24 protein-coding genes are annotated in these 26053 nt (G+C 49.8%); 20 read left to right on the plus strand and 4 right to left on the minus strand.

All coding sequences use genetic code 11. From position 1 onward, the window contains the following. The first annotated feature begins 80 nt into the window (after nucleotides 1–80). From QQK89_RS16035 to QQK89_RS16045, 3 genes are all read left to right on the plus strand, one after another. The gene (locus QQK89_RS16035) at nucleotides 81–1040 is read left to right on the plus strand and encodes an ABC transporter permease (protein ID WP_284239688.1); all 960 of its coding nucleotides are present in this window, start codon (nucleotides 81–83) and stop codon (nucleotides 1038–1040) included. A gap of 125 nt (nucleotides 1041–1165) precedes the next feature. Then, entirely contained in the window at nucleotides 1166–2128 is a 963-nt protein-coding gene (locus QQK89_RS16040) for an ABC transporter substrate-binding protein (RefSeq protein WP_434481698.1), read from the plus strand. A 131-nt stretch (nucleotides 2129–2259) separates the two neighbouring features. Then, nucleotides 2260–3126 carry a YitT family protein gene (locus QQK89_RS16045; RefSeq protein ID WP_284239636.1) on the plus strand — a complete coding sequence of 289 codons (867 nt, stop codon included), beginning with the start codon at nucleotides 2260–2262 and terminating at the stop codon, nucleotides 3124–3126. Nucleotides 3127–3130: 4 nt separating this feature from the next. Here the strand turns inward: QQK89_RS16045 and QQK89_RS16050 are convergent, their stop codons facing one another. Next, nucleotides 3131–3862, minus strand: coding sequence for a glycerophosphodiester phosphodiesterase (locus QQK89_RS16050; RefSeq protein ID WP_284239637.1), 732 nt, complete (start codon nucleotides 3860–3862; stop codon nucleotides 3131–3133). Nucleotides 3863–4032: 170 nt separating this feature from the next. On the opposite strand from QQK89_RS16050, the gene QQK89_RS16055 reads away from it, so the two are divergent. The 11 genes from QQK89_RS16055 (at nucleotide 4033) to QQK89_RS16105 (ending at nucleotide 16984) form a co-directional block, all read left to right on the plus strand. Then, complete coding sequence (locus QQK89_RS16055) at nucleotides 4033–4371, plus strand: metal-sensitive transcriptional regulator (protein ID WP_284239638.1); 339 nt, start codon at nucleotides 4033–4035, stop codon at nucleotides 4369–4371. A gap of 18 nt (nucleotides 4372–4389) precedes the next feature. Beyond that, nucleotides 4390–4590, plus strand: coding sequence for a copper ion binding protein (locus QQK89_RS16060; protein WP_284239639.1), 201 nt, complete (start codon nucleotides 4390–4392; stop codon nucleotides 4588–4590). A gap of 378 nt (nucleotides 4591–4968) precedes the next feature. Beyond that, nucleotides 4969–5856 (plus strand): hypothetical protein, encoded by an 888-nt coding sequence (locus tag QQK89_RS16065; protein ID WP_284239640.1) that lies wholly within the window; start codon nucleotides 4969–4971, stop codon nucleotides 5854–5856. 65 nt (nucleotides 5857–5921) lie between these two features. Continuing rightward, nucleotides 5922–6677: a GTP cyclohydrolase II gene (locus QQK89_RS16070; protein ID WP_284239641.1), complete on the plus strand. Its 756-nt coding sequence runs from the start codon at nucleotides 5922–5924 to the stop codon at nucleotides 6675–6677. A gap of 67 nt (nucleotides 6678–6744) precedes the next feature. Beyond that, the gene (locus QQK89_RS16075) at nucleotides 6745–8118 is read left to right on the plus strand and encodes an AraC family transcriptional regulator (RefSeq protein ID WP_284239642.1); all 1374 of its coding nucleotides are present in this window, start codon (nucleotides 6745–6747) and stop codon (nucleotides 8116–8118) included. 192 nt (nucleotides 8119–8310) lie between these two features. Next, nucleotides 8311–9846: a response regulator gene (locus QQK89_RS16080; protein ID WP_284239643.1), complete on the plus strand. Its 1536-nt coding sequence runs from the start codon at nucleotides 8311–8313 to the stop codon at nucleotides 9844–9846. Next, complete coding sequence (locus tag QQK89_RS16085; protein WP_284239644.1) at nucleotides 9843–11633, plus strand: sensor histidine kinase; 1791 nt, start codon at nucleotides 9843–9845, stop codon at nucleotides 11631–11633. The genes QQK89_RS16080 and QQK89_RS16085 overlap by 4 nt, the downstream gene beginning before the upstream one ends. Before the next feature lie 18 nt (nucleotides 11634–11651). Then, the gene (locus QQK89_RS16090; RefSeq protein ID WP_284239645.1) at nucleotides 11652–13205 is read left to right on the plus strand and encodes a response regulator; all 1554 of its coding nucleotides are present in this window, start codon (nucleotides 11652–11654) and stop codon (nucleotides 13203–13205) included. 90 nt (nucleotides 13206–13295) lie between these two features. Further along, complete coding sequence (locus tag QQK89_RS16095; protein ID WP_284239646.1) at nucleotides 13296–15026, plus strand: sugar ABC transporter substrate-binding protein; 1731 nt, start codon at nucleotides 13296–13298, stop codon at nucleotides 15024–15026. Nucleotides 15027–15105: 79 nt separating this feature from the next. Then, on the plus strand, nucleotides 15106–16065 hold the full coding sequence (locus QQK89_RS16100) for an ABC transporter permease (RefSeq protein WP_284239647.1): 960 nt from the start codon (nucleotides 15106–15108) through the stop codon (nucleotides 16063–16065). A 16-nt stretch (nucleotides 16066–16081) separates the two neighbouring features. Continuing rightward, the gene (locus QQK89_RS16105) at nucleotides 16082–16984 is read left to right on the plus strand and encodes a carbohydrate ABC transporter permease (protein ID WP_284239648.1); all 903 of its coding nucleotides are present in this window, start codon (nucleotides 16082–16084) and stop codon (nucleotides 16982–16984) included. Nucleotides 16985–17269: 285 nt separating this feature from the next. On the opposite strand, the gene QQK89_RS16110 is transcribed toward QQK89_RS16105, so the two are convergent. Then, nucleotides 17270–17392, minus strand: a complete 123-nt coding sequence (locus QQK89_RS16110) for a DUF6254 family protein (RefSeq protein WP_284239649.1) — start codon at nucleotides 17390–17392, stop codon at nucleotides 17270–17272. 129 nt (nucleotides 17393–17521) lie between these two features. Here QQK89_RS16110 and QQK89_RS16115 point away from each other — a divergent pair, with 129 nt between their 5' ends. From QQK89_RS16115 to QQK89_RS16130, 4 genes are read left to right on the plus strand one after another with little or no spacing between them, the layout of a single operon-like run. Beyond that, nucleotides 17522–19054, plus strand: coding sequence for a spore germination protein (locus QQK89_RS16115; protein WP_284239650.1), 1533 nt, complete (start codon nucleotides 17522–17524; stop codon nucleotides 19052–19054). Nucleotides 19055–19074: 20 nt separating this feature from the next. Further along, entirely contained in the window at nucleotides 19075–20253 is a 1179-nt protein-coding gene (locus QQK89_RS16120; protein WP_284239651.1) for a Ger(x)C family spore germination protein, read from the plus strand. Next, on the plus strand, nucleotides 20254–20481 hold the full coding sequence (locus QQK89_RS16125) for a hypothetical protein (RefSeq protein ID WP_284239652.1): 228 nt from the start codon (nucleotides 20254–20256) through the stop codon (nucleotides 20479–20481). Nucleotides 20482–20492: 11 nt separating this feature from the next. Continuing rightward, nucleotides 20493–21788 carry a GerAB/ArcD/ProY family transporter gene (locus tag QQK89_RS16130; RefSeq protein WP_284239653.1) on the plus strand — a complete coding sequence of 432 codons (1296 nt, stop codon included), beginning with the start codon at nucleotides 20493–20495 and terminating at the stop codon, nucleotides 21786–21788. 430 nt (nucleotides 21789–22218) lie between these two features. Here the strand turns inward: QQK89_RS16130 and QQK89_RS16135 are convergent, their stop codons facing one another. Continuing rightward, complete coding sequence (locus QQK89_RS16135; protein ID WP_284239654.1) at nucleotides 22219–22551, minus strand: winged helix-turn-helix transcriptional regulator; 333 nt, start codon at nucleotides 22549–22551, stop codon at nucleotides 22219–22221. 125 nt (nucleotides 22552–22676) lie between these two features. On the opposite strand from QQK89_RS16135, the gene QQK89_RS16140 reads away from it, so the two are divergent. Continuing rightward, on the plus strand, nucleotides 22677–23831 hold the full coding sequence (locus QQK89_RS16140; protein ID WP_284239655.1) for an MFS transporter: 1155 nt from the start codon (nucleotides 22677–22679) through the stop codon (nucleotides 23829–23831). Between the two features lie 54 nt (nucleotides 23832–23885). Here the strand turns inward: QQK89_RS16140 and QQK89_RS16145 are convergent, their stop codons facing one another. Then, nucleotides 23886–24635: a hypothetical protein gene (locus tag QQK89_RS16145; protein WP_284239656.1), complete on the minus strand. Its 750-nt coding sequence runs from the start codon at nucleotides 24633–24635 to the stop codon at nucleotides 23886–23888. Nucleotides 24636–25005: 370 nt separating this feature from the next. Here QQK89_RS16145 and coxB point away from each other — a divergent pair, with 370 nt between their 5' ends. Next, nucleotides 25006–26052 carry a cytochrome c oxidase subunit II gene (coxB, locus tag QQK89_RS16150; protein ID WP_434481697.1) on the plus strand — a complete coding sequence of 349 codons (1047 nt, stop codon included), beginning with the start codon at nucleotides 25006–25008 and terminating at the stop codon, nucleotides 26050–26052. The last annotated feature ends 1 nt before the right edge of the window (nucleotide 26053 follow it).

Consider the following 26053-nt stretch of genomic DNA (forward strand, 5'->3'; position numbering starts at 1 on the left):
CTTACTCTTAGGAGGTAACTTCCATGAAAATGCAGCCAAAAGCCGAAATCGCGCAGCTTGGCGGCAAGCAGGCGGCCCTTATGCTGAAGCCGGGCGTTCTGCAGCAGGTGCTTGCTTTTGCCAGCTTAATCGTCCTGATTCTCGTCTTCTCGATCGCATCGAGCAACTTCTTTCAGTTCACCAATATCGTAGGCATTCTGCTCTCCACCGCGGTGACCGGCGTATTGGCGCTAGGCTCCACGTTTGTGATCATTACGGGCGGCATTGACCTGTCGGTTGGGACGGTCATGACCTTAAGCGCGGTTATGACCGGGGTATTCATAACGTATTGGGGGCTTCCGGTACCGCTTGGCATAATCGGCGGAATTCTGACGGGCGGAATATGCGGTCTGCTGTCCGGCGTTATGGTCGCCAAGCTCAAAATCCCGCCTTTTATCGCGACTCTCGCCATGATGATGATCGCCAAAGGACTCGCGCTTGTCATCTCCGGCACGAAACCGATCTACTTCAATGATCATCCGGTGTTCAGCGAGGTGTCGCAAGGTTCATTCTTTGACGAGATCATCCCGGGTTTTGCGATTCCGAACGCGGTTGTTATTTTCTTTATTGCCGCCATTATAGGAAGCATTCTATTGTCGAGAACAATCGTTGGCCGTTATAACTTCGCGCTTGGCAGCAATGAGGAAGCAACAAGGCTGTCGGGCGTTAACGTGAACTACTGGAAAATCGCGATCTACACCATTACCGGTATTTTCACCGGACTCGCGGGCATTCTGATTGCTTCGCGTCTTAATTCCGCGCAACCTGCGCTTGGTGCCGGCTACGAGCTTGAAGCGATTGCCGCCGTTGTTATTGGAGGTACTTCGTTGAGCGGCGGGAAAGGCACAATCGTGGGCACCGTTATCGGGGCTCTCATTATGAGCGTGCTTACGAATGGACTTCGCATCTTGTCCGTTCCGCAAGAGTGGCAGACGGTTGTGGTCGGAATTGTCATTCTGCTGGCCGTTTACGCGGATATCTTGCGCCGCCGGACTCGTTAGAAACCTTGGGCGCGGAGTTTCTTAGGCAAATCTCGCGACCCAAGCTTCTATATAGGATGGAACGAATTCATATCAAAGGGGAGATTTCGGTGAAAAAGTTTACGGCGGTCGTATTGGCTGTACTGATGACGGTTGTGATGCTCAGCGCCTGCGGTTCGAACAACGACGGCGGCAGCCAATCAAGCGGCGACAACGGAGGAACAAAAGCAAGCGGAGACAAGATTTATATTCCGATCATCTCGAAGGGATTCCAGCATCAATTCTGGCAGGCGGTGAAAGCCGGAGCGGAAAAAGCCGCCACGGAGTTCAACGTCGAAATTACCTTCGAAGGGCCGGAGACCGAAGCGCAGGTGGATAAACAGATCGAAATGCTGCAAGCGGCTCTCGACAAGAAGCCTAGCGCGATTGGGTTTGCCGCTCTCGACAGCCAGGCATCCATTCCGCTTCTGCAAAAAGCAAAAGACGCCAATATCCCGGTTATTGCTTTTGACTCCGGCGTCGACAGCGACATCCCGATCACAACGGCTTCAACCGACAACAAAGCCGCTGCCGCTCTTGCCGCAGACAAAATGGCGGAGCTAATCGGCGGGGAAGGCGAAGTTGGCGTCATCGTGCATGACCAGACTTCCGTCACCGGCGTTGACCGGCGCGACGGCTTCGTGAACCGGATCAAAGAGAAATATCCCAATATTAAGATTGTCGACATTCAATACGGCGGGGGCGACCACCTCAAATCAACCGACCTGGCGAAAGCGATGATGCAGGCGCATCCGAACCTGAAGGGCTTTTTTGGCTCCAATGAAGGCTCCGCGGTTGGCGTTATTAATGCCGTAACCGAGCTGAAGAAGGAAGGCCAAATTACCGTTATCGGCTTCGATTCGGGCAAAGCGCAGATTGATGCCATCAAGAGCGGAGTCATGGCGGGCGCGATTACCCAGAATCCGGTTGGCATCGGGTATGAAACGGTCAAAGCGGCGGTGGAAGCGATCCGCGGCGAGAAGGTCGAATCGACTATTGATACGGGGTTCTATTACTACGATAAGACCAATATCGACAGCGACGAAATAAAAGCGGTGTTGTACGAATAATTCATTCGCAAGAGGATAAAAATAGCAGCCGGGTGTCATTTATAGTGACATAGGCTGCTATTTTTTGGTCCCGTAATTTTGAACAAATCTTAGTATTGTGTTAGGCTTATAAGAAAAGGCTGGAGGTCACGATGGCAAAAGAGCACAAAAAACTATCCGCGCTAGAAATTTTTAAACGCATCATTTTCATTACAATAGGGTCCGTACTAATGGGGGTGTCCCTAGAACTATTCCTCGTACCTAATGACGTCATTGACGGCGGCATCACCGGTATTTCCATTATGGTATCGGAATTAACCCACTTGCCCCTTGGTCTATTCATATTCCTCTTGAACATTCCGTTTCTGTTCATCGGCTTTAAGCAAATCGGCAAAACCTTCGCCATGTCTACCTTATATGGCATCGTGGTCATGTCGATCACCACTCAACTACTCCACCATGTGGATGCGTTTACGGAAGAAAAGCTGCTTGCCGTCTTGTTCGGCGGCATTATTCTCGGTGGCGGCGTAGGTCTCGTTATTCGGTTCGGCGGTTCGCTCGACGGCACGGAGATTGTGGCGATTCTTGCTTCCAAGCGATTCCATATGCCGGTCGGCCAGATCATTATGATCGTCAACGTCTTTATCTTTATTCTCGCCGGATTTGTGTTCGAGTGGGATTCCGCGATGTATTCGATGGTCACCTATTATCTCGCGACAAAAGTCATGGACATTGTGGTGGAAGGGATCGAGGAATCGAAGTCCGTCACCATCATCTCGAGCGCTTACGAAGAGATTGCCGAGACTATCATGACCCGTCTTGGCCGCAGCACCACCTATATTCAAGCACGCGGCGGTTATTCCAGAGAAGAGACCCAGATGGTCTATTGCGTAGTCAGCCGTCTGGAAGTCGCTAAGTTAAGGGCCATTGTGCAGGATATTGATGCGCAAGCTTTTATCGCGATCGAGAACGTAGCCGACGTGCAAGGCGGCGGTTTCACGAAAAAAAGCATCCACTAAATATTTATTGGCCTCGAAGGATGGCGGCAAGGCGTTCCGGGTAATCCGTAATGATACCCGCAACGCCTGCTTGCATAAGGCGCTTCATCTCCGCGGGATCGTTTACGGTGAAGACGTTGTAGATCACGTCATGTTGAGCCGCTTCCGCCACCCATTCCGGCAATACCGCGTAACGGGAAGCATGCAGGGCGGAAGCTCCAACCGACTTGGCATACTTCCAAGGACGGTATAAACCTTCCATATACAAAATGCCGGTCGGAATTTCCGGCGCAATCCGATTGCATTCGATTAAGGAATAATGATTAAAGCTGGATATAATCACTTGATCCGACATGCGGTAGGATTGAACGGTTTCAATCACTTTGCGTTCGAGACCCGGGTATTCGACAATGCCGTTTTTCAACTCGATATTTACGATGGTATGCGTCCGTTTCGCCAGTTCAAGCAGTTGTTCCAGAGTAGGAATCCGCGCATCCTTGAATTCCGGGGAGAACCAACTGCCGGCGTCAAGCTGAAGCACCTCGTCTGCCAACGTTTCCGCTACAAGCGCGTTTACGCCTGTCGTTCTCCGCAACTTCTCATCATGGATCAGTACCAATCTTCCGTCCTTCGTCATCTGCACATCCGTCTCAATTCCCGTTGCGCCAAGCGTGATTGCCTGTTCGAAAGCGATCATCGTGTTCTCCGGATAATTGCCGGAAGCCCCCCGGTGCGCATAATTAACGACTGTTGTCATAACCGTTCTCCCACTCCCATCTCCATCATAAAATTGAATCAATATCACTTTACTTCCGATTTGTTTGCGTTGTATTAAGTTATATTATCCTTATGCTGCATTTACCGATTGAATACCCCTAGGGGGTATGATATGATGAACGTAAGCCATACCCCCTGGAGGTATTCACGATGATCGAACAAGAGAAAACCGAGCATTGCCATACAGCTCAGCCGGACCAGCAGGGCGCCGAGCGCAAGAGCCATCATTCCGACAAGATGAAGTCCAACCTCGTATCGCGCCTCAACCGCATTGAAGGTCAAATTCGCGGCGTGAAGGCGATGATCGAGAAGGATACGTATTGCGATGATGTGCTGAATCAGATTGCGGCGGTGCAATCGGCTCTGAACGGCGTTGGGAAGCTTCTGCTGGAAGGCCACATGAAAAGCTGTATCATCGAACGCATTCAGGCGGGTGAAAGCGAAGTTATTGACGAACTGCTCGTTACTGTAAATAAATTAATGAAATAAGACCGGGAGGGAATTATTATGACAAACGTTACGTTGAAGGTAGAAGGCATGTCCTGCGGACATTGCGTAAGCGCGGTTGAGAAGGCGGTTACCGGTGCGGGCGCAAACGGATCGGTAGATCTGGCGGCGGGTAAAGTTACCGTGTCGTACGATGAGAAAAAGGTATCGCTTGATACGATCAAACAAGCGATTGAAGAGCAAGGCTACGATATCGCATAAGAAAAAAGTAGTAGTACAAACAGCATTTACACATAGAACTCTTAGGACTTTAGTGCTATATTATATGGAACCGGCAAATGGCAATGCAAACAGTTGTCTAACCCTATGAAGACGCTGATCACGTCACTAGACGACTGTGAGCGCCCTGTGGGGGTGAGAGTCCACAGCGTATAGGTTTGTCGGTCTATGCAAGAAAAGCTTTTTTTCATAACGCTTTTTTTCTTGCTTCGGTTGTACACGGTAGCCTTCCTCTACCGTGTCTTACATAACGCCTCCAATCCGTTTCACTATACGGATTTGGAGGCTTTTTTGCGGTTTCCGCCTGTTTAGCCTATACCGCCTAAGGGTATATTGTTAGGGACAATGGAGGGAATCAACATGCAACGAACCATACAACGAAACCGAAAAAATCGCCATCGCAAATTGCAAATTGGATTAATGGCCGTGTTATTATCGGCTGCTTATACAACGAGTCAGACAAGCTGGGCTTCCACAGCTTCGGCTGCTGCTTCCAGCTCCGCTTCCGCGTACGCGCCTGGCCATCACCATATCCATGATGACCATACGGCAAGCGCCTCCGCATCCGTGCAATGGAGCTACATGCCGCTGAAGCCGTTAGCCGGCGAAAGTACGAATATCAGGCTCTCCATTACGGATGAGCATGGGCGTCCGGTTCGTAACTTCTCGCTGAACCACGAGAAGGAACTGCATCTGATCGCGGTACGCAGCGATCTGAGCGAGTTTCAGCATCTCCATCCGGTGGATGAAGGAGCCGGCCGATTTTCCGTGGATACCCGCTTTATGAAGGGTGGATCCTACAAGCTATTTGCCGACTTTACGCCTGCGGGAGAAGGGAATCAAGTGGCTCAGACCATCGTTGAAGTTGGGGGCAAAGCCGCTGCCGCCGAGACGCTGGTGCCGGATAAACAACTGCTGCAGAACGTAGGAGGCACCGAGGTGTCCCTTGTGGCCGATCAGCTGCGGGCAGGCCAAGAAACCTCGCTCCGCTTCTCTTTCAAGGACGGTAAGACCGGCAAACCGGCAGAGGATATGGAGCCTTATCTTGGCGCAGCCGGGCATGTCGTTATCATTAGCGACAACCTTGCCCATTACCTGCATGTCCATCCGAAGGAAGGGCAGACAATTGGGCCGGAAGCGGCTTTTGAAACGACGTTTCCGGCGCCGGGCATATATAAAATATGGGGCCAATTCCAACGGCATGGCGATAATTTCATTGCTTCCTACACGATAAAAGTCGGGGAATAAGCATAGCTGCCGCCACCCTTGCGCAACCTAGTCAATAATGGAAATGAAGGGATGGTTTGTGAGCCATGGATGAGAAGGTTATCTCGATTCTGGAAGGCAAGATCCGGCACGTGGAGAGCGAAGACGGGGAGATTTATTTAGTAGGTCCGATCAAGCTGCCGGTTAATTTGGATGACGAAACGGTTATTTTTCATTGGTATTGCTGGCTATTGTGCAAAGAGGAAGTAGATCGCCTCGAAGATATTGTACATAAGTTGTCCGGTGCTAATCTGGCGGAAATGCAGCAGTCCAGCGTATTGGTATACGGGGATTTCGAGCATGCGGACGAAGCGTTTATCCGGATGCACAGCATCTGCCATACGGGCGATATATTCGGCAGCAAACGGTGCGACTGCGGGTACCAGCTTCATCAATCGATGAAAATGATTGTAGCTAACGGCGCGGGAGCGCTTTTTTATCTGGCCAACCACGAGGGACGGGGCATCGGGCTGTTCAGCAAAGCGATGGCTTATCTGTTGCAGGAGCAAGGTTATGATACCGTCGAGGCGAACCTTAATCTCGGCTTTGTGGACGATGCCCGCAATTACGGGGATGCGATTCGGGTGCTGCGGTTATTACGGCCCAAAAGCAAGCCGGTTACGCTGATTACGAATAATCCGCGCAAGCTGGAGGCGCTGCGTTCCGCCGGGCTAGATGTAGCCGACCGGATTCCGCTCTGGGGCGATGTATCGGAGTACAACGAGAAATATTTGCAGACCAAAATCAACCGTTCGGGCCATCTCGGTGAGGAACATTTCGTCAGCGGCTGTCCGGATCAATAGGGATCGTCCCATTCGCCAATGCCTATGATATAATCCAAGGTAAAAGGGCTGGAAGCGGGGCGGGGACGTGACCTGGCAGAACAATCGGGATGGGGAAGTGCCGGAAGTAAAGCGTGAAATTATACTTGAGAACTTTCGTTTGGCTTTTCAACTCGTTGGGTCGCATTGGCGGACCGTGGATAATGGCTGGACTTACAATGAACATCAGCATCCTTTGCTGGAGCTCAATATCGTGCTGCAAGGCACGCAATTCACCGTTGTTTCGGGACAAGAGTATGTCCAACATGCGGGAGATTTGCTGCTTATCCGGCCGGATGAATCTCATCACAGCCGTCAGGGGTCTGAGGAGCCGATGACCTATTTCGCTCTCCATCTGGATGTGGACGATCCGGATTTGTACGATTTGCTTGGCCGGGTGGATCAGCATTTGTTCCGGGCGGATTCGGCGATTGTTCAGCAGTTAAGACCGCATATCGACGAGTTGATGGACATTTGCTCGGCCGCCGATACGGACAATGACAGGGGAAGACGGCTGGATATCCGGGTAAAGACGATGCAAATTTTGCTCGTTTTGACGATGGAAGCAAGAAGCTTAACCCAGCGGGAGCTAGGCCAAGGCAAGAGACCGCAGGGCGAATATTCGGTTCCCTTATTGCGCCACCGCGAACGGATTTCACTAGAGAAGAGAGTACACGCGTTATTCTTCGAGCCTTATATGCGGGATGTTCAGATGGATGAGGCGACGTTGCCGAGTTTTCGCTGGGCGGGCGTCTTCACGTTTAGAATCGAGGACAAAGCTTTCTGGCAATCGACGGACCGATTTTGGATGAAAGAGCAGCTGACGGCAAATACGGATGAACTAGGTACCGTTGCCGTTATTGAAGACGAACCGTTCATGAGCGCTGCCGTATTAACGACCAAACATGCTGTTCCTAATATGGAAGAGATCGTGCTGAAGAAAAAAAGAATACTCGAGGAGCGGCTTGGAATCCCGATTAAACTTGGAATTGGCGGCATTACCGCATCGGTATCGGAGCTCCGTTCCCTATATCGGAACAGTCTGAGGCAACTTGGCCATGCGGAGGCCGAAGATGATCAAAGTTATGAATTCGTCAGCCGCATTATCCGATCGGCAATGTTGATTATAGAGACCGAGTACGGGAATAAGGAGCTTTCCCTGACCACGCTTGCGAAGCGGCTTGGAGTAACCCCGAACTATTTGAGCGGTTTGTTCAGCTCTCAGACCGGAGCAACCTTTACGCATCATTTGACAAGCATTCGAATACGCCAGGCGATTCGGCTCATGCGGGAGACGAATATGAAAATTTATCAGGTTGGCGAGCGGGTCGGGTACGCGGATCACGCCTACTTCAGCCGTCTATTTAAAATGACGGTAGGCGTAAGCCCGGCCAAGTATCGGAAGTCCGAGCAATTATCGTAATAGAGGTTTATGAAATCTGAAGCAGCTTTCGGGGGATTGATCCGGAGGCTGCTTTTATTGTTTGAAATTCCGTAAACGCTTACATTCTATCGTAAAATAATCCAACAAATCATATTTCCGTCACATTGCTGATGAGTGCACCCTATGTGAAACTGGGGGTAGATGGGAGATGACGTCCAGGGGGGACTGTCCGTGTACAAAGTATTGGTCGTAGATGACGAACCGTTTATGTTGGAGGGCTGGAGGTCGATGGTCGATTGGGAGACGCATGGCTTCCTGCTATGCGGGGCTGTCTCCGATGGCAAAGAAGCGATGGAGTTTATGGAGCAGGAATTGCCCGATCTCGTATTTACGGATCTTCAAATGCCGGTTATGGATGGACTTGAACTAATCGGGCAGATGAAACAAAGCAGCCGGCTTGAGCATATAGCAACGGTTATCGTCAGCGGTTATTCGCGGTTTGATGCCGCCCAATTCGCGATTCGCCACCAGATTGAGCAGTATCTGCTCAAGCCGCTTATTGAAGAGGAGATTCACGAATTGCTCGATCAGCTTCGTGCCGCTTTGGATCAGCGTGAAGAAGCGGAATATCTGGCAGCCGAATCCGAAGCCGCGTCGGCCGCATTTGCAAGAGCGATTCAGGAAGAAAGCGAGGAGACCCGTTCCGCTCTGCTAGAGCGGATACAATGCGCGCCGGATTCTCCGGGGAGATTGATTTTGCTGGATAAGAACAACGGGAAGTTGACCCCGGGGAAAGAGGAATTGGAGATCATGGCGAGCGGGCTGCCGATAGGCTATGCCTGCATCGAAGATCCGGCAGGTTCGATTGGGCTTATGGTCTGGTCCGGGCAGCCGGATGCTTTGGCCTCGGGACTGGATTCCGATATTCGCATTCTTGCGGGAAGACTAGCGGGCGAATGGCCGGCTTGCTCGATTTATATCAGCGGCACAACGCGCGGCTGGCGGCATTTGCGGCAATTGCATAAGCAATTGCTGGAGCTTCGAAGCCGGAGCTTGTACAAAGGGCAGTCCGGCGTCTATTGGCATGAGGCTGTAAGCGAGCAGGCTAGCCGGCGATGGGAAGATGCGGCCGTTCGGGCATCCGTATTATTGCAAGCCGTAGAACGCAATGATGCCACCGCTATTGGCAACTCTGCCCGGGAGCTTGCGGAATATATCGCCGGGAGTGCCGATCCGGCTGACAGTATGGCGGCATGCCTGTCCTATCTCCAGGGCGGACTGCTTCGCGCTTATCATCAAGCCGGCGGTGATCCGCTGCAGCCGCCGGAGTGGCTGCTTCCGCAATACGGGCCGCAAGCTGTTGCCAGGGAGCAGTTGATGGGCGTATGCCTGAAGGCTGCCGGGCAGATTGACGAACTAAATAACAAACGTCCGGAAGGGCGGTTGCAAGAGGCGGTTGCTTACGTGACGGCCCATTACCGGGAGAAGCTGCAGCTTAAGGATCTGGCCGAGCTGTTCCGGTTGAATCCCGTTTATCTCGGCCAGCAGTTCAAACGGGTGACCGGTTATTGTTTCAACGACTATATGCATCTGCTCCGAATCAAAGAGGCGAAGAAGCTATTGCTTCGTACCGATCTGAAAGTATCGGCAATCGCCAATGATCTTGGCTATCACAGCACGGAATATTTTGGCTCCGTCTTCAAGTCCCTTACGAAGATTTCGCCTTCGGCTTATAAATCGACTCAAAAAGGGGATCCGCCAGGATGAGATTTTTTAATAAAATCAATGATATTCCCCTCAACCAAAAGTTGCTTCTGATCTACGTGTTATGCATCCTCATTCCGATTATCGGGATCAACGTTTTTTTCTACCAGCAGAACTCGGACAATATTCGCATACGCGAGCAGGAAAACTTGCGCAAATCGATGGACCGCGCAGCGGCAGAGCTGCACAGCATGATCGACGAAAGCGTGGCGGTCAGCCATTCGATCGAAGGAGACGATTCTCTTAACGAGGTATTGGATAAGACGTATGACAGCCCGGTCTCTTCCTACGACAGTTATGACAGCGTGCTAAGAAACAAATTGAAGCGTTACATGCCCGTCTATCCGAACATTCTTGAAATCCGCATTTATACGTACAACCACTCGATTCAGACCGGAAGCAATTATTACGTCATTAACGGAGCGGAGGAAAAGAGCGCATGGCTCGGGCCGCTATTGACGCAGCCGGGTCACGCCTTCCGCGTTGTTGCTTATACCGAGTCGTCTCTCTCCACGGGTCCTTCAAAAAAAATTAGCGTGATCAGCGATATGGATCAGGGCTTCAGCATCGTAAAGCCGAAATACCGGAAGTTCCTCCGGATCGACCTGAACGCGGACAAAGTTTACGATATTTTGAGCCGGGAAAGCGGCAGTTTGCAGCTCGAGCTTGTGAACGAAGCTAACCAGGTTGTGGCGGAAACCGGGGACGAAGGCAAAGCTTTATACGATGCGGATACATCGGATTGGGACTCGGATAATGTGTTTGTATCCAAACTAGGCACGGTTAGTTATGTACAAGGCTGGAAGCTCGTCGGCCGGGCTAACAATGAACGCATTGCGGGACTGCTGGACGAAGCGCGGAGGTCGATTTTGTGGCTAGCGGTGATCAGCACGTTAATTCCGTCTTTGCTTATTTACATCATACTCCGCTCTTATCATTATCGAATCAAAAAGCTGGCCCGTCATATGGACCGGCTGCGAAGCGAACGGTTCGACCAAATTAATCTGCCTGGCGGCAAGGACGAGATCGGTGGTCTGATTGATGCTTATAACGTGATGACGATGAAAATAAATACGCTTATTAATGATGTCTATAAACTCGAGATTCATCAGAAGAGTCTGGAGGTCGAGCGCGTGCGAATGGAAATGAACATGCTGCAGAGCCAGATGAATCCGCATTTTCTCTTTAATACGCTAAACGCGCTGCTTGTTGTGGCAACCAAAAACGGCTACAAGGACGTTACCGAAATTATAAAAAGCTTGTCGCTCCTTCTCCGAAGGCTGCTAAGGCGCGCGGATGATCTGGTGCCGCTGAAGGAAGAGCTGCAGTTCACGCTCATGTATTTGCAAATCGAGAAGTTCCGGTTTGGCGACCGGTTTGACTATGTCGTCGATATCGATCCGCTGGCTAATGACGTGCGGGTACCGATCATGAGCATTCAGCCGCTTGCCGAGAATGCCTGCAAACATGGGCTGCAAGCGATTAAAGGTGGGGGAGTCGTCCGCATTGAAGCGCGGTTGTCGGAGCGGGGCTTAACGGTCTCCGTAACGGATAACGGAATTGGCATGGAGCAGGCAACGCTTGAACGGATCCAGCAGGCCGTCCGTTCGGAGCAGGCGATGGAAGGCCATGTCGGACTGCGCAATGTGTACCGCAGGCTGGAGCTTTTTTACCACGAGAGCGTTCAATTCCGAATGATGAGCGGCTCTGAAGGCGGCTTGACCGTCAGTTACCAAATTCCGCTCCAACAGCTTGAACTTGCGCAAGCGAAGCCGGGAGCTGCTTCATAATTCGAGAGGGGGAGCAGAATGTATCGCGTGCTGCTTGTTGACGATGAACCGTTTGCAATTGAAGGTCTGCAGTTATTAATCGATTGGGAGAAAAACGGCTTCGAGATTGAAGCGGTATGCGGGGACGGCGAAGAAGCCGCCAGAGTCATTCGCGAGTCGAAGCCCGACCTCGTTGTGACGGATATCCGCATGCCTTCCATGGACGGATTGGAACTCATTGCGCAAATGAGGCTAGAGGGCAATAAACAGACCAAATTTGTGGTGATGAGCGGATACAGCGATTTCGAATATGCAAGAAAAGCGCTTCAGCTCGGCGTATCCCACTATTTGACAAAGCCGATTATGAGCGAAGAAGCCGATGAGGTGCTGGAAAATTTAAACAGCGTGCTGGAAGAAGAGAAGCGGAAAAAACAGGCCATTCATTATACGCAGCGTTTTGCGGTTCGCCGGGCTTTGTCTGCGCTTATACGGAGCGAGGAGTTATCCGCTGCTGATCAGACTGCGGTTGACCGTTTGGCTGAGGAAGCAAGGGAGTGGGCGTACATCCGGGTGGAGCTGGAGGAGGCAGAGCTGGCGGCGGCTGTTGAATCGGCGATAGACCTGCTTGAGGATGGCAAGGGAGGGCGATCCGGTTATGTAGTTGAACAAGGGCCGGCCTCCTTTGGCTTGGTTTATCCGCTTGGGGATGAGGGCAAGCTCGCGCTGCGGGAAACCGCGGAGTTTGTATATGGGCAAATTCAGAGCCGAATTGGCGGCAGCTTCAATATGGCCGTCGGCGGTATTGCCGATGAGCTGTTTTCATTATCCGATTCCTATCGCGAGGCTATGGATGCAACCTCTTATTTCTTTTTCGAGCGGAGGAAGAAACCTCTCTATTACGAGGAGATCAAGGAACAGGTATTCGGGTACGAATCGCAGCTGTGGGAGGCGGCGGAGAAAATAGTCGAGGCCGTTGAAACCAATGACGAGCGTGAAGTAATCGAACGGCTGCAGAAGATCTTTAACCATTTTGCCAAACAGATGACGATGCCGTCTTTGGTCTCTGCTTTCGCGACTTACATTATGGTGCAATGCTCCGGCATTTATAAGGAGCTTGGCGGCGATGCGGATCAATTGCTCGAACGAACCGGTTCTCCGCTTGTGGGCGCTTCCGGCCATTCGCTGCTTAAGCTGCAGGCGTTTATGATGTCCTTTTGCCTGATGTGCCGAGAGGAGTTGTCGTTACTTCGCGGCAGGCAGCAGGGCGGAACCCTTGCCAAGGTTGAAGCTTACTTGCGCGAGCATTACCGCGAATCGGTAACGGTGAAGGAAGTAGCGGAGCTCTATTACATGAATCCGGTCTATCTCGGTCAAGCTTTCTCGCGGAAATACGGAGCAAGCATCCATGAGTATACGCATCGGTTGCGAATGAACGAGGCGAAGGAATTGCTTCATAAGCAGGATATTTCCGGGGCAGCGCTTGCGGAAAGGCTTGGTTATTGCAGCTATCAACATTTCTTGAAGCAGTTCGAGAAGCGTTACGGGATGAAACTCGCCGAATACAAGAAATCGATCATAGACCTTAAATCGTAGGGGGATAGTACTTAATTCTGATTATGATGTAAACGCATACAACTGTTCCATAATGAATAAGCAAGCACACCATTCGTAGGGGGAAAGCAAATGGGGGTTAACGCAAAAAAACCATTATGGACATCCATGGCCGTCGCGGTTGCTCTGAGTTTGACGGTAGCAGCCTGCAGTAACGGCAATAATGGAGGCAATAACAACAGCAACTCATCGACGGCACCATCTTCCAATGCAACGGCCACAAACAGCGGGAACGCGGCAAGTCCGGGGGCGACGGAAGAAGCACTGAAGCCAATCGAGATTTCTGCCTTTATCGGTGCACCGGGACAACAGCCTACACCTGACAACAAGCTGTTCAAGACGATTAAAAACGACCTAGGCATTACGTTTAAACCGGAGTTTCTGGTAGGCGATCTGGAGCAAAAGCTAGGCGTTATGATTGCCGGCGGCGACTATCCGGACCTGATTACGGCGAATCCGAAGCTCGTTACGGCAGGCGCGGTTATTCCGCTTGAAGATCTGATCGAGAAATATGCTCCCAAGCTGAAAGAACATTACGCGAAATATTGGAACCGCATGAAAGATCCTTCCGACGGGCATATCTACTGGCTGCCGAACTACGGCGCATATCAAGGCGACGTGAATGAAACTTATTACAGCGGTCCTGCATTCTGGATTCAAAAAGCGGTCCTGAAGGAGTTCGGCTATCCGAAGCTGCAAACGCTTGACGAATACATGAAGCTGATCCGCGATTACCAGGCGAAATATCCGGAAATCGACGGACAGAAAACGATTGGCTTCACAACGCTTGCTTCCGACTGGCGGACCTTTGGCCTCTTGAATGCTCCTGAGCATTTGACAGGTCATCCGAATGACGGCGGCGTAGTGGTAGACAATGGTGTAGCCAGCGTGTTTGCGACAGCTGACTTCTCGAAAACCTACTATAAAGAATTGAACAGCCTGTATAACGAAGGGCTAATGGATAAAGAGGCATTTACGCAAAACTATGACCAATACCTGGCGAAGCTGACTACCGGCAGCGTACTCGGTATGTTCGACCAGCATTGGAACTTCCAAACGGCGGAAGACTCCTTGAATACGCAAGGCAAGTCGGACCGCACGTACGTAGGTTTCCCGCTGGTGTATGATACAAGCACGAAAGACTACTACCGTGACCGCGCGGTTATCAACCTGAACAATGGCTTTGGCATTTCGGTTGACGCGAAGGATCCACAGCGTATTATCCAGGCGCTTGAGCAACTGATGGACGAGAAATACCAGAAGATGTTCACATGGGGCGAAGAAGGCGTTGACTACCAAGTTGGCGCAGACGGCAAATTTACGCGTACTCCTGAGCAACGCAAAAATTATGAAGACCCGGCTTGGAAGCTTGCAAACCTGGGAGACGGCATTTTCGGGTACCTTCCTAAGCTTGAAGGTACGCTGAGCGACGGCAACGCTACAACGCCAGGCGGTGACCCGCAAGAGTTCTATGACAGCTTGAAGGATGTAGACAAGGAAGTTCTGAACGCTTACGGACATAAAACATGGACCGAATTCTTCTCGATGCCGCAGGATAACCCGGTTTATTACCCGGCTTGGCAAATCGACTTGATTGACGGTTCGGATGCTTCGATCGCCAACAAGAAAATGACGGATGCCTCGCTCAAGTTCCTGCCTAGAGCGATTATGTCGAAACCGGATCAATTCGATAAAGTATGGCAGGACTATGTGAACGAATATAAGAAAATCAACGTGAAAGCATACGAAGACCGCATTAACGATCAAATTCAATGGCGTATTCAAAACTGGGCTAGCCAGTAATACAGACAGCAGAAAGCGGGAGGGATGAAGCAGACTGCCTCACCCCTCCCGCTTTTACTTATGGAGCGGAGGAAGAGAAATGGCCAAACCTGTCGATGCATTAGCTGTAAAGGCTACTGTCCAGGCGAAAAAGACTCGCCGCAAATTTTTTAAAAATCAGAGTCAACTTATGTGGATGTCCCTGCCCGTCCTCCTTTACGTCATGGTCTTCTCGTATTACCCGATTTGGGGCTGGACGATGGCCTTCCAGAATTACCGGCCGGCCAAAACGTTCGCCCAGCAGGAATGGGTAGGATTAAAGCAATTCAAGTTTCTGTTCACCGACGACGGCTTTCTGCGCGTACTTCGCAACACGATTGGCATGAGCGCCATTAATATGGTGCTAGGATTCGTAACCGCTATTATTTTCGCGATCTTGCTCAATGAAGTGAAGAACAAGCTGTTCAAGCGTTCGATTCAGACCATTTCGTATTTGCCGCATTTTCTCTCGTGGATTATTGTGACGGGCATTGTAGCGAGTTCGCTTTCCGTAGACGGCGGTATCGTTAATGAGGTGTTAATGAAGCTTGGCATTATCAACGAGCCTATCCTATGGCTTAGCGAGCCTAAATATTTCTGGGGCATAGTTGGCGCATCGCATGTGTGGAAAGAAGTCGGTTGGAATGCAATCATCTATTTGGCGGCGATTACCTCTATCGATCCTTCGCTGTATGAGGCGGCTGAGATCGACGGAGCTAACCGGTACCATAAGATGTGGTATATAACGCTGCCGGGTATCAAGTCTATCGTTATTATTTTGCTCATCATGAACTTGGGCTGGATTCTCGAAGCGGGCTTTGAAGTGCAATATTTGCTTGGCAACGGGGTTGTTGTGGACTGGTCCGAGACGATTGATATATTCGTGCTGAAATACGGCCTTAAGCAGGGCAATTATTCGCTTGCAACGGCGGCAGGCATATTCAAGACGGTCGTCAGTATTACGCTGATTTATGCCGCGAATACGATTGCGAAACGATTCGGCGAAGAAAGACTAATCTGATCAGGAGGGGATACACATGAGAAAAAGAACAGTCCAGATGGAGCCGGTAGTGTTTGGCACAGTGAATGCCATCATCATGTTATTGCTGGCCGTCGTTACGCTCTACCCCTTCTTGAACACGCTTGCCGTATCGTTTAACGCGGGGCTTGATACGATCCGGGGCGGCATTTACGTATGGCCGAGGATTTGGACGCTTCAAAACTATAAGGCCGTGTTTATTACGGGGACGGTATTTAACGCTTTTTACATTTCGATAGCTCGTACGATTATAGCGACGCTATTAAGCTTGTTCCTTACCACGATGCTGGCTTATACGGTCAGCCGGAAGGAATACGTGTTCCGCAAGCCGATTACGATTATTATCGTTATGACCATGTATTTCAATGCGGGCCTCATTCCGTACTACTTCCTGATCAAGGACCTGCATCTGCTGAATAACTTCCTGGTTTATGTTGTTCCGGGTCTAATTAGCGCCTTCAACATGATTGTTATCCGTACCTACATCGGAACGTTGTCGGAGAGCTTGATCGAGTCGGCCAAGGTAGACGGGGCAGGCGACTTCCGCATCTTCATGCAAGTCATTCTCCCGCTATGCCAGCCGGTTCTCGCGACGGTTGCGTTGTTCGTAGCGGTAGGGCAGTGGAATTCCTGGTTTGATACGTTCCTGTTCGCCTCGTCGAAGCAAGAGCTCAGCACGCTCCAATACGAGCTAATGAAGCTGCTCTCGTCGGCGATGAACTCGAACTCCAATCCGGCCCTTCAGAACGGCGGAGACCCGAACGCGGCCAAAGCGATGGTTACTCCTCTCTCGATCCGCGCGGCTATTACGATCGTCGCATCCGTACCGATCCTGATCGTCTATCCGTTCCTGCAGAAATATTTCGTTGTAGGTATGCAGCTCGGCAGCGTAAAAGAATAGTTGAAATCGTTAGTTTAGTTGTCCCTAAAAAGAACCACCTTCCCATGAGGTGGTTCTTTTTGTATGTAAAAACGCGGCAGTCAGGGTCATCTGACTGCCAATAACGGTCCAAAAAAAATCAGGTGAGGAGCGGAGCGAAAATAACGTACTGGAGAAGCGTTAGCGCTTGCCTTTGCCCGTCAAATTTCATCCGCTGAGCGGATAATAATGAAGAAATTTGAGGGCAACAGCAATCGGAAGGACGTTATTTTTGTGCAGCGGCAGTTCACTTATTAGATCAGTAAATTAAGAATCAGTCCGGCCAACCTTGCTTAGCTCCTCAAATGATTTCACCTTCCCATGACTAGGATGCTGCGTATGCTTACGCTGCTTCCACGCATTCTCGCGACGGTTTTTAGGCGATGACATGATCATTCCCTCCCTTCATAACCAATAGGTTGGCGCTTTCGGAACCGAAACATGCAGCTGAAAGCAGCCATCATAATTTAGGCGATTTAGGAAATGATAACCTCTAATACGAAAGCGGTGGTGACAATAATGCCAACGAAGACAAAAGCGAAAAGCTTGCCCGATGGGCAATTGGATCATCACGCCATTAACGAGTTCAAGGACGTTCCGATCCGGGCAACCATTGAAGAGAATAAGAAGATCATGGAGGAGTTGTTCAAAGACAGCTCCGACATTGTTCTCCGGGAATTCGATATCGAGAATGGTCCTAAGGCAATGCTTTGTTACGTGGATGGAATGGTCACGACAAGCGCCGTTGATGACGCGCTCAAAGCGCTGATGATTCTTGAAGGCAACGCTTTTAGCATAGACCGCATTACCGAACAGACGTTACCCGTAACCCAGGCGTCCAAAATTCAATTCTACAAAGAACTGCTGACCAACCTCTTGTCCGGAGACAGCGTGTTGTTCGTTGACGAGCAAGATACAGCAGTCTGCCTGGGGCTTCGCGGGGGGATTCGCCGCAGCGTTTCCGAGCCGGAGACGGAGACCGTTGTACGCGGTCCAAGGGAAGGTTTCAATGAACATCTTCGCACGAATACGTCCCTGCTGCGTAGCAAAATCAAGTCTCCCCGCTTAAAGCTGAAATCGTTTGTGATCGGGACGGAAACGAATACCAATGTCGTGCTTGCCTACATGGCAGGCATCGTTAACCCGAAACTGCTGGAGGAAGCGGAAAAACGCATAAGCCGTATCCATATCGACGGGGTGCTAGAGAGCGGATATATCGAAGAATTTATACAGGACCAAGGCTATTCGCCATTTCCGCAGGTTCAAACGACGGAGCGGCCGGATACGGTAGCGGCGGGACTCTTGGAAGGCCGTATTGCGATTATGGTAGACGGGACCCCGTTTGCGCTCCTCGCTCCGTTTGGTTTCTGGCAATGGCTGCAGGCAAGCGAGGACTATTACGAGCGGTTTATGGCAACTACTCTATTGCGGTGGCTGCGGCTGGGAAGTTTGTTCGTTGCTTTGCTGGCACCGGCTATTTATATTGCCGTATCCACCTTTCATCCGGAGATGATCCCTACCAATCTTCTGCTCAGCATCGCGGCTTCCCGCGAAGCGATACCATTCCCCGCGGTCGTAGAAGCGCTTATTATGGAACTCTCCTTCGAGGCTTTGCGAGAAGCGGGTGTCCGGCTCCCTAAGATCGTAGGACAAGCAGTCAGTATTCTTGGCGCGCTTGTGGTAGGCCAGGCTGCTGTACAAGCCGGAATTGTATCGGCGGCGATGGTTATCGTCGTGTCCATGACGGGCATCGCTTCCTTTACACTGCCCCGGTATAACGCGGCTATTGCTATCCGGATGCTGAGGTTTCCGATCATGATTTTGGCGTCCATCTTTGGATTGCTTGGCATTATAATCGGCGTCATGGTGGTGGTGGGGCATTTGGCGAAGCTGACGACATTCGGCATTCCGTATCTTGCTCCCGTAACGCCGGTTGATATGTCCGATATGAAAGATGTCATGGTACGGGCGCCATGGTGGAAGATGAAAAAAAGACCCAAATACATGGGGACAAGCAACGTTCGCCGGCAACGACCGGAGCCTGAACAATAGAAAGGAGGCCCTGTACCGATATGAGAATGATCAGCTTGTGGCGAGTGCTTTCATTAAGCGTCTGTGCAGGGATGCTTCTGCTCCTAACTACCGGATGCTGGGATCGCAGAGAAATCAATGACGTGGCGTTTGTCTTGGCCAGCGCCATTGACAGAGAAGGAGACCATATCCGCGTGAGTGTTCTTATTCCGCTCCCAGGCAATATGGGCAGTTCGGGCGGCGGGGGTGGTTCCGGCGGACAAAAGCCATTCTCAATTAAGACGGAGACGGGGCAAACGATCCGTGAAGCCGTCTCGAAACTTCAGTTTCGCTTGCCTAGACATTTGTTCTTTGGCCATCGCCGCGTCATCATCATTGGCGAAGAGTTGGCTAGAACGGAAGGGGTATCCTCCGTAATCGACGCGATTACCCGTACGCCCGAGAACCGGCTAACCGCCTTTATCGCGATTTCCAAAGGCAAAGCGCTGGATGTGCTTAATGCCGATACGCGTCTCGAACGCTTCTCCGCGGAATCTATGAGGGAGCTTCTACAATCCGAAGCTAGCGTCCGCGTTTCCGTAAAGGATGTTACGAGCCAAATCATTGCGGTCGGGGAAGACGCTTTTTTTCCTTATGTCGAGAAAGTGAAGACCAAAATTAAAGGCGTGGAAGCGGAGGATGTACTGATTGAAGGTTTTGTGCTTACTCACGACGGCAAAATGACGGGAGTTGCAAAAGGGGATTCGGCAATTGGGATCCGGCTGCTGAACCAACATTTCCGGAAGTACGACGAGACCATTAACGATGAAGGAAATTATATTACCGTTGCGATTAATCAAGCGACTGTTGATATTAAGCCGGAAATCAGAAACGGACAAATTACTTTTCGCATTCACTCCATGGTCAAAGCGAGCGTTAACGAAGACCGCAACTTGGAGAGAAACTACGATGATTATGCACAAAGGAAGCAGATCGAGGATATGGTAGCTACCCGGGTCGTCCAGAATATCAATAAGGCGCTTGATAATATGCAACGTTCGAACAGTGATGCCGCAGGATTTGGACTCCGCATTTACCGGGCTTACCCGCAAGTTTGGACCAAGCAATACCGCAAAGATTGGGTTACGATTTTTCCTCAGGTCAAATTCGAAGTTACCGCAACGGCGAATTTGTTCAGACTTGGCATGAGCAGCGAAAATCTAGGAAGGAAGGATGATTAGATGGTAGATATCGGCTTCATAGTTGTTGTGCTCTTTCTCATGATCGGATCAGGAATGGTTAAGTGGAAAAATATGAAGAACAATTCGAGCAAGGCGATGTTTTTCACAGTGGCGGGTGTCATTGCTGTATTAATCGTCGTTTGCATAAACCGTAAAAACTACTCCATTATGAATCTCCCCTTCATGCGGGGTATGGTGATGAGTATGTATCATTTGATGAAAGGATAGGTGAGCCTCCCATGCAAGACCGTATGAAAGTATCCTCATTGCAAATGTCGCTGCTTGTCGGCTCGCTGTTAATTGCCTCCAATATGAACACCATGCCAACCGCTATAACGATGGCTGCGCAGCAGGACGCCTGGTATGCTTATCTATTCCCGATCCCTTACGGAATTGGAATGGCTTATTTGATGTGGCGGCTGGCGCGATACAGTCCGGAGAAAAACATGTATGAAATTATGCAGCAGGCTTGCGGCAAATGGATTGGCGGACTGATGAACGGGATATTGATTGCTTACTTGTCCGTGGATTTAATCAGCCAGCTTCGGATTTATAGCGATTTCTTCAACTCCTCGATCCTACTCAGGACACCGCTAATTTACATATTGCTCATGACGATGCTGCTGCTCGCGTATTACGCAGGTGGCTCCATGGAGCATCTGTTTCGGACCAATGTCGTATTTATTACGCTGTTTCTGAGCTTCTATATGTTTATGCCTCTGTTCCTTCTTAACGAGATTGATCTGAACAAGTTGAAGCCTTCGCTTAGCAGCGGTATATTTCAACCCGTAAAAGGCGGCGTGCTTGCTCTAGGATCCTTTACGGATCTGATTATATTCGGTGCATTTCTTCATCATGTACGCAAACCGCGCGATATCTACATGGCGATGAAAATGGGCGTCATCTACTCCGCGTTTATGCTTACCATTTGGCTGTTTTGCGTGGTTAGCGTGGTGAGCCCGATTCTATCTTCGAGACTCATATATATCGGTTGGATTCTTGTTCAGCAGATCCATATTACAGACTTTTTGGATCGAATCGACTTGTTCTTGATTTCCTTGTATGTGCCCGTACTATTGATCAAGTTCGCCGCATTGTATATCGCGATCTTGACGGGAGTTGCTTCTTTTACGAAGCAGAAAAAATTCGATTTCATCAATTTGCCGCTCGGAATCGTATTCACCATTCTGGCCGCGATTACGTTTGACAATACCGATGAAGTATCTTTGTTTTATGCCTTTGGCATATTTCCCATTTCGGTCGTCGTACAAGTCTTGTTTCTTGCGGCTTTGTTTATCGGGATGGCGGCACGCAAGAAAAAGAGCATGCCTGCCGATATGGGGATTACCGGTTACAGCATAGGGGTATGGCTGACGGTGGCAGGGGCGATTGTTACGGTCCTTGCAGGTTCAACTGTTGGCAATATGCATGGATATTACGGTACAATCTGTGCCAGCTTGTTCGTCATTTTGGTTGTTCTATGCGTCTATTTGAGCATTAGAGACTATGGTACGGGGGTGCGGAGAAATGGATAGAGGCACCCGGAAATCCGGATGCCTCTGCAAATGTGTACCTTATATTTAACCTCAGCGGTTTATTATTGATCCAGCATAATGCCGGGCCGCATGGTTCATATCCCTTGTGTTAATTGCAGCAAGATAAGTGTGAGATGGTCATCTTGCGCATACTCTGGGTTGCTTTGTGTAACGGACAAAGCAGCTTGTAAGTCTCTTTAAAACAACGAAAGCCCTGCCTCTCTTCCGTCCTTGCGGCTCCTAGACCGCGCCAGTGTGAATCAAAGTTCTTACTGTTCGTAAGGATTGGAATTAACAGAAAAAGAAAAATCTAAATTCGAGGAAATTGCGAATTTTTCTGTTTTTGGAGGGATATACAGGGGTTAAATATAATACAACTTTTATAGTATAACCGCATTGACCAGAAAAAGCAAGGAAAAGTAAGAAATTACTAGGTCCATTTAGCTGCCCACAGCTTCATTTGCTTCAAAATCGCATGCAAGTCTTCGCCTTTAGGGGTAAGCGTATATTCAACGGTTACGGGTACAGTCGGATAAACCTGACGCTCGAGTACTCCTTTTTCCTCCAAATGGCGGAGGGTGCTTGTTAATGCGCGAGGGCTGACGGCTGGAATCAGGCGTTGCAGTTCTCCAAATCTTTTGGTGCCGCAAAACAGCTCCCGAATGACAAGAAACGCCCACTTGCCGCCGATGACGTCCAATGTTTTCTCAATATTGCATTCAATGGTTTCAGGGTCTTTCGGAATATAGTTATTTGCGTTCATGATCCTTATTACTCCCTTCATGCCTTACTTTACTTACGATCCCAAGTTACTTTCAGTATAGTATATATAATAGAAATAATAAATACGGTATGATGGGTTCAGGCTTTAGCGAGAGGATGTAAACAATGAAGTTGGTTTTGCTTAGAGGTTATAACTTTTTCTATTTTTCGACGTTCGCTATGTTTTTGTCTTTCCTTCCGTTATATTTTGCGGAGAAAGGGTTTAGCGCATCGAAGATTGGACTGATTCTGGGGACGGGGAGTATTGTCGGCGTCTTCTCCCAGCCGTTATGGGGGATGATCAGCGATCGGTTCAAAACCGTCAAGGTCGTTCTGCTTCTATTATTAGCGGCATCATTAGGACTTGGCGTTTGGTTATTCTCGAATTCGTATATGCCTGCAGCTTTTGTGCTGACGGCAGCAATGTATTTCGTCTTGATGCCCGCTGATCCGCTAACGGAAAGCATGAATTACCGGCTTGCGGAGAAAACGGGCGTCAGCTTTGGTTCCATTCGGATGTACGGCGCGCTGGGTTACGCTGTTGCTTCCTATATAATAGGTTATGTTGGCGATCATTACGGGATGGGCAGTTTTATGTATATGTACGCTGCTTATGCCGCCGTTACTTTTTTACTGTGCGTCTTGCTGCCGGAAACGCCGGCAACCGGCAAACCGGTAGCTTTGCGGGATATGTTGCCGTTCTTGAAGGACAAGCGAACCGTTCAGTTTCTTCTGCTTGTGCTGCTCATTGCGATTCCTCATCGAATGAACGACGGTTACGTAGGGTTATATGTCAAAAGTCTCGGCGGCGGGGTAGGCATGGTTGGACAAGCGTGGTTTGTCATGACACTGGCTGAAGTCGCAGCCTTTGCCTTGATCCACCGGTTTATCAAACCGGGCAGAGAGCTTAAGGTAATCTCGATTGCTTCCGGGTTTTATGTGCTTCGGTTTGCTTTGTCGGCCTGGTGGGATACCCCTGCTGCCGTTGTAGGGTTGCAGTTGTTTCAAGGCTTGTCTTTCGTATTGTTTTACGCGGCATCGATCCAATATCTATACACGTTAATACCGGAGCAGTGGAAAGCAACCGGACAAACCATTCTTGCCATGCTGTTGTTCGGAATCTCGAGCATCATTTCCTCCGCGTTAGGAGGATGGCTGTTTGACTGGATAGGGGGACAAGCTCTATATGCATGCATGGCGGTTCTATCCTTGATCGGAATGTGCTGCAGTCTGTTCGTCCAGGGGACTGTCAATCAAATGAAAAGGATCCGACCATCCTAAAGATGGTTGGATCCTTTTTGTATATATAATAGAAGAGATTTTTTTGGAAATGAATTATAGGTTAGGGATAATCGATTGTCCGCCGCGGTTTTTGGCACGGATCTGATCGTAATCCTTAATCTTCTGCGGCATAATCTTGCCGCCTGCGAACTGATACTTCACCAACGTATTAAAGTCTTTCAGCCATGGGGTTAAGGAATGGTTCATCCACGCTTCTTTGGCATATTCATTTAATTCGTTCACGAAATCCATGTTCGCCGAAATATGCACTTCTTGAACGGCTGGCGCAAGCTCTCTTACTTTTACCGCGACGGTCTGCTTCAGTTCATCGGACAACATGCTGTGATCGTTAACCGTAAATAGGGAGTTGTAAGGCGTCACCAACTGGCGGTTATCCCAGCGTTGGCTGCCCGTATCGTGATTGTATACGCCTTCGCTCGATCCGCTGCGGTCCTGTTCATCGGTATGGCCCGCGCTTTTGGTGCCGACTGCCGTCCAATCAAGAGCCAAGCCAACATAAGCATTCTTGTCGGTAAGCATAACGATCGCGGAACCTACTCCGCCAAGCTTGGATACTTCATTAGAAATCGTATTGCTGTATTCGAAAAAGTTGTTGTCGTGCTGGTGAGGATTGTTGGCGGAAGAGGTCCCGTACATTTTGCCGCCAAGCATCTTGGCATCGCCGGTTTTCCTGCTGCCGTAATCATGATCGCTGCTCTGGATCTTCTTCTCATAACCGCAAGCCGCAGTCATGCTTATTAATAAACAAGAAATCATCAGTAATCCGGATACGCGTTTGTTCAAGGTAATCAGCCTCCATTCGGGCAGTTATAGGAATAGGGTTTGTAGGGAACGATGAAATATACGCTTCGGCCTCCATACATAATTGACCATGGGTTTGGTGCACAATGTAGGGTAGGGAAACCATGTTCTGAAGCATGTTTAGAACGGCTTTGTCAAAGCCGGGAAACCGTGAAAAACCTGAGTTTTTGACAGCTTTGAGAACAATTTGTGAACTCTCTGTGGAACATTGACAAATAAGTACAGCAACTTTATATTTAATTAAGTGATTTAGTTCCAGTAGTTGTCATAACATCTGTGAAACACGCAGTTTGCGCATTATTTACAAAGATGTATGCATCTGCGAAAACGTCAAAAGTGGGGTTGATTATTGATGAATCGGTGGCAGTTTTTTAGAAAGCTTGCGCCGCTTCTGGCCTTGATGGTGCTCGTGCTGTCGGCATGCGGACGGAGTGACTTGTCCACGCTGAGGCCCCAAGGTCCTGTAGCGGAAGAGCAATTCGGACTGATGAAGCTGGCGATCTCAATCATGCTCATCGTGATTGTTGTCGTGTTTGCGATTTCTTTCTATGTAATTATTCGTTTCCGCAGACGTCCTGGCGACAAAACGATTCCGAAACAAGTGGAAGGTAACCATAAGCTGGAGATTATCTGGACGGTCATTCCGATTATCCTGCTGATCATCCTGGGTGTACCAACTATTCAATCGGTATTTAACCTCTCAAAGGATCACACAAAAGATCCGGAGGCGGTTAAAGTTGTCGTTACGGCTCACCAATATTGGTGGGAATTCGAATATCCTGAGCTTGGTATCAAGACTGCGCAGGAATTGGTTATCCCGAAAGGCAAGACGATTTCCATCGAAGCAAAATCCGCAGACGTTATTCACTCGTTCTGGATTCCGTCTCTGGCCGGTAAAACCGATGCAAACCCTGGAGCTAACGAAAACATCATGTATTTCTCAGCTCCAAAAGAAGGCGTTTACTTAGGTAAATGCGCCGAGCTTTGCGGCCCTTCGCACGGCCTTATGGACTTTAAAGTAAAATCGGTGGACGAAGCTTCGTTTGACCGCTGGACTGCAGCATTGAAAGCGCCAACTTCGCTTCCGAGCGACCCAGCTATCAAAGAAGCCTTTGTAAGCAAATGCTTGACTTGCCACGCTGTAGGCGATCAAGGCGGTCCTGCATTCCCTAACCTGACTGGTATCGGCAGCCGTGAGACTGTTGGTGGTATCCTCGTGAACACTGATGATCCGAAATATTCCAATGAGGGCTCGACTTACGATAACCTTCATCGCTGGATTAAAGATCCGCAGGCTGTTAAACCGGGCACGCTTATGCCTCAGGTTGACTTGACTGAGCAGGAGCTTGACGGAATCGCGAAATATTTATCGGAACTTAAACTCGACTACGAACAATAAT

The sequence above is a fragment of the Paenibacillus glycanilyticus genome (genome assembly GCF_030161375.1).
In the GTDB taxonomy this organism is placed as follows: domain Bacteria; phylum Bacillota; class Bacilli; order Paenibacillales; family Paenibacillaceae; genus Pristimantibacillus; species Pristimantibacillus glycanilyticus_B.